The organism is Paraburkholderia oxyphila NBRC 105797 (assembly GCF_000685075.1).
Lineage (GTDB): Bacteria > Pseudomonadota > Gammaproteobacteria > Burkholderiales > Burkholderiaceae > Paraburkholderia > Paraburkholderia oxyphila.
Genome location: NZ_BAYD01000051.1, coordinates 68,280 through 75,431, shown reverse-complemented (window position 1 = coordinate 75,431; position 7,152 = coordinate 68,280). Strand labels below are relative to the sequence as shown.

The window sequence follows — 7,152 nt, the reverse complement described above, 5'->3', positions numbered from 1 at the left end:
CAACGCTTGCGGCCCGCCGCGAAAACAAGTAAATGCCAACGCCAGTTTCAATCCCCGGCACCCGCCTGCGTGGTCAACACGATCTTGCCAATATGCGTACCCGAATCCATCAACACATGCGCATCACGCGCACACTCAAGCGCAAAGCGCTGATAAATCACCGGCTTCACAGCGCCACTCCGCACATGCGGCCAGACATGCATCTCAAGCTCACGAATGATCGCAGCCTTCTCCTCATGCGTGCGCGAGCGCAGCGTCGAGCCCATATGCGTGAGACGCTTCGCAAGCATCGGGAACAAATCGACCTGCGTGGCCGGCCCCTTGATCACGCCAATCTGCACAATCCGCCCGTTCACGGCCGCGGCTGCGAAATTGCGCGCCACATAGTCGCCGGCAATGATATCGACGATCACATCGGCGCCTTTGCTCCCTGTGAACGCCATCGTCTCCTCAACGAAATCCAGCTGCCGGTAATCGATCGCGAGATCAGCGCCCAGCGCAAGACTGGCCACGCGCTGCTCCTCGGAACCCACGGTCGTGATGATGCGCCCCGCACCAAGCGCTTTCGCAAACATCGTGGCGGTCGTGCCAATCCCGGACGCCCCGCCGTGAATGAGCACGGTCTCGCCCTTCGCCAACTGGCCGCGCTGGAAAACGTTCAGCCACACGGTCAGAAAGGTCTCAGGCATCGCGGCCGCTTCGACCACACTCAATCCCTCGGGAATGAACAGCGTATTCGACTCGTGCGCGGTGGCGTACCCGGCGTAGCCGCCGCCCGGAACCAGCGCGCAAACGCGATCCCCGATTGCAAAACGCGTCACGCCCGCGCCGAGCGCGACGACCTCGCCCGCCACCTCGAGGCCCGGAAGATCCGACGCGCCCGGCGGCGGATCGTAAAGCCCCTTGCGCTGAAAGACATCGGGGCCATTGACGCCCGCTGCGTGAACCCGGATCAGGACCTCGCCGGCACCCGGCACCGGCACCGGGCGCACCGTAGGCACCAGAACCTCCGGGCCGCCCGGGCGGGTAATTTCAACGGCCGGCATGGTGGCCGGAATCGGGGTCGTTGCATTCGACATCGTGTCATCCTCACAAGCGTGAACGAGGGGCGGCTGAATCTGGTTGAGTCACTGAATCGCCCGCATCGGATCTGCGACCGAGTATAGTTTTCGGGCTGCTTCGCGCCACGCAGTAAATTGCCGGCCGAGTGATGCAAAAATGCATCACTCGATCTGGAGGCACCATGAACTGGGACGACGCACGAATCTTTCTCGCGATCCATCGCGAATCCACCTTGCGCGCCGCGGCCCGCTCGCTGAAGCTCGATCAGGCGACGGTGGGCCGACGCCTTGCCGCGCTCGAGCACGCGCTCGGAGCCGCGCTTTTCGTGCGCACGTCAACGGGCTATGTGCTCACTCAGGCGGGCAAGCTCGCGCTGGCGCCGGCCGAACTGATGGAGCGCTCGGCGCACGATCTTTCGCGGCGCACGCAGGGCATGGACAAGCGCCTTGCCGGAGAAATCAAGGTGACGACCACCGAGGCGCTCGCGCTAGAATTCGTGATTCCGGCGATCGAGCGCCTGCGCGCAAAACACCCCGACGTCACGATCCAGTTGAATACGTCGGCGCAGCTCGTCAATCTGGCCAGGCGCGACGCCGATATCGCGCTGAGGACCGTCCGCCCGACCCAGCCCGGACTCGTTGCGCGGCGGCTCGCAAGCTGGGAAATGGGGCTCTTTGCCTCCAGTGGCTATCTGGAGCGCCATGGCTTGCCCGTCGAGGGCGAGGCGTTTGCGGGCCACGACCTGGCGGTGTATCAGCCGTATATGGCGGCCATGCGCGTGCCAGCACTCGCCGGCGAACCGGTTCACGGCGGCCGGATCTCCGCCAGCGTAAACTCCAACTTGAGTCTGCGCGCGGCCGTCAAAGCGGGCATCGGGATCGGTGAAATACCCGTCAACATTGGCGCGGCCGATGGCTTGATCCGGATCTGGCCTGGACGTACCCGGGAAAAGCCGTATGAAATATGGCTCGTGACGCATCAGGATCTACGGCAGACTGCGCGCATCAGGGCGTTGATCGACGAGATTTCTCAGGGGTTCGAGTCTGAATGAGTGTGTGGTTGGGGGCCGGCGAACGCCCCGGCAACCATCACCGCAGTGAATGCCGGTTCATTCAGCAAATAAACTTCATCAATACCGGCGCTGCCTCTAAGCTAGCCTCACTACTTCAAGGGCTAGCGAAGCGATGGCGGAACTCTACCTGATCAGGCACGGCCAGGCGTCCTTTGGCACGGACAATTACGACCGGCTTTCGGAAGCAGGCGAGCAGCAAAGCCTCTGGCTCGGCGAGCATTTCGCGCGCATTGGCGTCCGGTTCGACCACCTCATGACCGGCACGCTGCGGCGCCACGCCCAGACACTCGACGCGATCCGGCGCACGCTGCCGGGCCTGCCGTCCGGGCGCGACGTTCACGCGGGACTCGACGAATACGATTTCCACGCGCTCTTTGCCGCCCTGCCCGACGAGCATCGCAGCCTTGCCGACGCCGTGAAGCGCGATCCGCGCGAGTTCTTCAAGGCCTTGCGGCAGGTTCTGCATTTGTGGACCGAAGGCGCGCTCGACGGGCGTGCGCCCGAAACGTGGAGCGCATTCCAGCGGCGCGTGGCCGATGCCCGCGCCGCCATCCAGCAAAGCGGTGCGCAACGCGTGCTCGTGGTCACGTCAGGCGGCGTGATCGGCTCGTTCGTCCAACAGCTGCTGCAAGCGCCCGCCGCGACGGCCATCGCGCTGAACATGCAGATCCGCAATAGCAGCGTGACGCAATGCTACTTCAACCGCGAGGCGGTTCAACTGTCGAGCTTCAACGGCATCGCCCATCTCGACGATCCGCAACGCCACGCGTTTCAAACCTACGGCTAGTCCGTCCGCCCATCGAAGCCAAGATCCACCACGACCTGTCCAGCAGCGAACGATATGACCAGCGAATCCACCAGAGCGTCGCTCGACCTCGACCGGCTCACGCCCTACCTTGAACAGCACCTCGCGGGCTTTCGCGGCCCCGTGCGCGCGACGAAATTCCCGGGCGGCCAGTCCAACCCCACCTGGCTCATCGAAGCGCCGGGCGGCCGCTACGTGCTGCGCCGCCAGCCCCCGGGGCAACTGCTCAAGTCCGCGCATGCCGTCGACCGCGAGTTTCGCGTGCTGAGCGCGCTCGCCGAAACGCCGGTTCCCGTGGCGCGCGTCTGGCATCTCTGCGAAGACCGCGAAGTCATCGGCAGCCTGTTCTATCTGATGAGCTACGAGGAAGGACGCATTTTCTGGAACCCCGCGCTGCCCGAAGTCGATCGCGAGGCACGGCGCGACTATTACGCGTCAATCGTCACGACGCTCGCGGCGCTGCACGATGTCGATCCCGAACGCGTCGGCCTCGGCGATTACGGCCGCCCCGGCAATTACTTCCAGCGCCAGATCGAGCTCTGGACCAAGCAATATCGTGCCGCCGAAACGGAGCGCGTCGCGCCGATGGAGGCGCTGATCGAGTGGCTGCCGGCGCATTGCCCGGCCGACACGCAACGCCCCGCGCTCGTGCATGGCGACTTCCGCATCGACAACCTGATCTTCGCCCCCGACGCCCCGCGCGTGCGCGCGATCCTCGACTGGGAGCTCTCGACGCTCGGCAATCCGCTCGCGGACCTCGCGTACTTCTGCATGTGCCTGCGCCTGCCGTCGAAGGGGCATATCACGGGATTGCGCGGGCAGGACCGTGCCGCGCTGGGGATCCCCGAGGAAGACGAGATGATTGCGCAGTACTGCGAACTGCGTGGCCTGCCCGGCATCGAGCACTGGAACTTCTATCTGGCGTTCAGCTTCTTCCGCCTCGCTTCGATTGCCCAGGGCGTGAAGGCGCGCGCCCTGCAGGGCAACGCGTCGAACGCGAACGCGCACGAAGTGGGCGGCATGGTGGAGCCGCTCGCCGCGCTCGCAGCGGAACTGATTGACTGACGAAACACGCGGAACACGCATCGCGTGCGCCCCGCTACTGATCCCGAATCAAGGAGACGAGATTGACCACGAACCTGTTTGACCTCTCGGGCCGGATTGCCCTTGTGACCGGCGCAAGCCGCGGCATCGGCGAAGCCATCGCCAGGCTGCTGGCCGAGCAAGGCGCCCATGTGATCGTGTCGAGCCGCAAGCTCGACGAATGCGAAGCCGTTGCCGCGGACATCCGCGCGAACGGCGGCAGCGCCGAAGGCTTCGCCTGCCACGTCGGACGCATGGAAGATATCTCGGCCACGTTCGAGCATATCCGCGCCACGCACGGACGCCTCGACATTCTCGTCAACAACGCCGCCGCCAATCCGTATTTCGGCCATATCCTCGACACCGACCTCGCCGCCTACAACAAGACCGTCGAAGTGAACGTGCGCGGGTACTTCTTCATGTCGGTCGAAGCCGGCAAGCTGATGAAGGCGCAGGGTCGCGGCGTCATCGTGAACACCGCTTCGGTCAATGCGCTGCAGCCCGGCGACCGCCAGGGCATCTACTCGATCACGAAGGCGGCCGTCGTCAACATGACCCGTGCGTTCGCGAAGGAATGCGGCCCGCTCGGCATCCGCGTGAATGCGCTGCTGCCTGGTCTCACGAAGACGAAGTTCGCCGGCGCCCTGTTCGAGAACAAGGACATCTACGACCAGTGGATGAGCGAGATCCCGCTGCGCCGCCACGCCGAGCCGCAGGAAATGGCGGGCACCGTGCTCTATCTCGTGTCCGACGCGGCGAGCTATACGAACGGCGAGTGCATCGTCGTCGATGGCGGCCTGACGATCTAGCCCACCGTACACGCGTACACAAGGAATACATCATGAATTTCGCTTATAGCCCCAAGGTCGAGGACCTGATCCGCCGCGTGCGCAGCTTCATGGACGAGCACATCGTGCCGCGCCAGCGCCAATGGCTCGAGGAAGTGCACGCGGGACACTATCCCGTCTCGTTCATGGAAGACCTCAAGGCCGTCGCCAAAGCCGAAGGCCTGTGGAATCTGTTCCTGCCGCACTTGAAGGACGACGAACCCGGCACGCGCCTGACGAACCTCGAATACGCGCCGCTCGCGGAAATCATGGGCCGCGTCTCGTGGGCCTCCGAGGTATTCAACTGCAACGCGCCCGATACCGGCAACATGGAGCTGCTGCACATGTTCGCGACGCCGGCGCAGCGCGAGCAGTGGCTCGAGCCGCTGATGGAGGGCAAGATCCGCTCGGCGTTCGCCATGACGGAGCCGGACGTGCCCTCCTCCGACGCGACGAACATCACGACGTCGATCCGCCGCGACGGCGACGACTACGTGATCAACGGCCGCAAATGGTTCATCACGAACGCAGCGCATCCGAACTGCAAGATCTATATCGTGATGGGCAAGACCGACCCCGACGCGGAAACACACCGCCAGCAAAGCATGATCCTCGTGCCGGCGGACACCCCGGGCGTGAAGATCGTGCGCAATATCACGGTCATGAACCATGTCTCGCCGGAAGGCCATTGCGAGATCACGTTCACCAACGTGCGTGTGCCCGCTTCGAACCTGCTCGGCGAGGAAGGCAGCGGTTTCGCGCTCGCGCAGGCACGCCTTGGGCCGGGCCGTATTCACCACTGCATGCGCTCGATCGGCGCGGCGGAGCTCGCACTCGAACTGATGATCGAGCGCGCGCAGGAGCGCAAGACCTTCGGCAAGTATCTTCATCAGCACGGCACGGTCGGCGAATGGATCGCGAAGTCGCGCATCGAAATCGATCAGGCCCGGCTGCTCGTGCTCAAGGCAGCATGGCTCATCGACGAGGTGGGCGCGAAATCGGCGCGTAAAGAAATCTCGATGATCAAGGCGCTGGTGCCGCAGGTCTACACGACGGTTTGCGACCGCGCGATGCAGGTATTCGGCGCAATGGGCGTGAGCCCCGACACGCCGCTGGCCGATCACTGGAGCTGGGGCCGCGCGCTGCGCTACGCGGACGGCCCGGACGAAGTCCACCTCCAGGCCATTGCCAAGATGGAGCTTGCGCGCGGCAAGGAGCGGTTCGGCACCATGGCGGCCTACCTGAACGCGCCGCTGCGGGACTGATCCCCTGCGCACGGGACTGGACCCATCGCGAACGCATCGTCACGGCGCCGCTCGTTTATGATGACGGCAAACGGAGACCGTGAGATGCGTTCACCCAAGCTGGATCTGAATCTGTTCGTCGTATTCGAGTCGATCTACGAAAAGCGCAATCTGACGCGCGCGGCCGAGGCGCTCTTCATCACGCAGCCCGCCGTCAGCAATGCGCTGGCCCGCATGCGCAAGGCATTCGACGACCCGCTGTTCGTGAGCACGTCCACGGGCATGGTGCCCACCCCGCTCACCGAGAACATCATCGGCCGCGTGCGCGAGGCGCTGCAGTTGCTCGAAGCGAGCGCGACCGAAGGCGACGTGTTCGTGCCCGCCACTTCCGAGCGCACGTTCCGGCTCAGCATGCCGGATTTGAGCGAGGCGATCCTGCTGCCCGCGCTGGGCGAGCTGCTGCAGCAGCAGGCGCCCGGCATGAGCATCGAATGCTATTTCACGCCGCGCACTGAGATGTCCACCGCGCTGGCCACAGGCAAGATCGACTTCGCGATCGACGTGCCGCTCGTGAACGACCTGCAACTGCGTCAGGCGCCGCTCGGCAACGACCACTATGCGTGCATGCTGCGTCACGACCACCCGTTTGCGGGCGAGACGCTGGCCATGGACGATTACCTCGCGCTCGGCCATATTCAGGTGTCGAGCCGCCGCCAGGGCAGCGGCTTCGTCGACGCGGAGCTGAAAAAGATCGGCAAGCAGCGGCGCATACAGATGCGCGTCCAGCACTACATGGTGGCGCCGCTCGTGGCGCTGCGCACCGATCTCGCGCTCACCGCGCCCATCCAGCTGCTGCAACGCCACGACGCGCGCATTTTCGAATTGCCGTTTCAGCTCCCGGACCTCGAGTGGCATCTGTACTGGCATCGCAGCAGCGAGCAAGACCAGGCCGGGCTGTGGCTGCGCGGCAAGATTCTCGAGCTGATGAGCGGCACAGCCAGCGCGCCCAAGCCCCCCAAGCCGAAGCGCCGCGGCACTTCGGCCGCTTCGTAGGACCGG

The 7,152-nt window shown here is 64.6% G+C and carries 7 protein-coding genes; 6 read left to right on the top strand and 1 reads right to left on the bottom strand.

Annotated features, from left to right (window positions below; translation table 11 throughout):
* Positions 1-47 precede the first annotated feature (47 nt).
* Positions 48-1,079: an NAD(P)H-quinone oxidoreductase gene (locus BO1_RS27965; protein ID WP_028220383.1), complete on the bottom strand. Its 1,032-nt coding sequence runs from the start codon at positions 1,077-1,079 to the stop codon at positions 48-50.
* A gap of 164 nt (positions 1,080-1,243) precedes the next feature.
* On the opposite strand from BO1_RS27965, the gene BO1_RS27960 reads away from it, so the two are divergent.
* From BO1_RS27960 to BO1_RS53005, 6 genes are all read left to right on the top strand, one after another.
* Positions 1,244-2,113, top strand: coding sequence for a LysR family transcriptional regulator (locus tag BO1_RS27960; protein WP_028220382.1), 870 nt, complete (start codon positions 1,244-1,246; stop codon positions 2,111-2,113).
* Between the two features lie 133 nt (positions 2,114-2,246).
* Complete coding sequence (locus tag BO1_RS27955) at positions 2,247-2,921, top strand: histidine phosphatase family protein (protein WP_028220381.1); 675 nt, start codon at positions 2,247-2,249, stop codon at positions 2,919-2,921.
* 54 nt (positions 2,922-2,975) lie between these two features.
* A complete protein-coding gene (locus BO1_RS27950) occupies positions 2,976-4,004 on the top strand; it encodes a phosphotransferase (protein ID WP_028220380.1) in 1,029 nt (342 codons plus the stop codon).
* A gap of 62 nt (positions 4,005-4,066) precedes the next feature.
* Positions 4,067-4,831 carry an SDR family oxidoreductase gene (locus BO1_RS27945; protein ID WP_028220379.1) on the top strand — a complete coding sequence of 255 codons (765 nt, stop codon included), beginning with the start codon at positions 4,067-4,069 and terminating at the stop codon, positions 4,829-4,831.
* Between the two features lie 32 nt (positions 4,832-4,863).
* Positions 4,864-6,114 (top strand): acyl-CoA dehydrogenase family protein, encoded by a 1,251-nt coding sequence (locus BO1_RS27940; protein ID WP_028220378.1) that lies wholly within the window; start codon positions 4,864-4,866, stop codon positions 6,112-6,114.
* A gap of 84 nt (positions 6,115-6,198) precedes the next feature.
* Complete coding sequence (locus BO1_RS53005) at positions 6,199-7,146, top strand: LysR family transcriptional regulator (RefSeq protein ID WP_043286808.1); 948 nt, start codon at positions 6,199-6,201, stop codon at positions 7,144-7,146.
* The last annotated feature ends 6 nt before the right edge of the window (positions 7,147-7,152 follow it).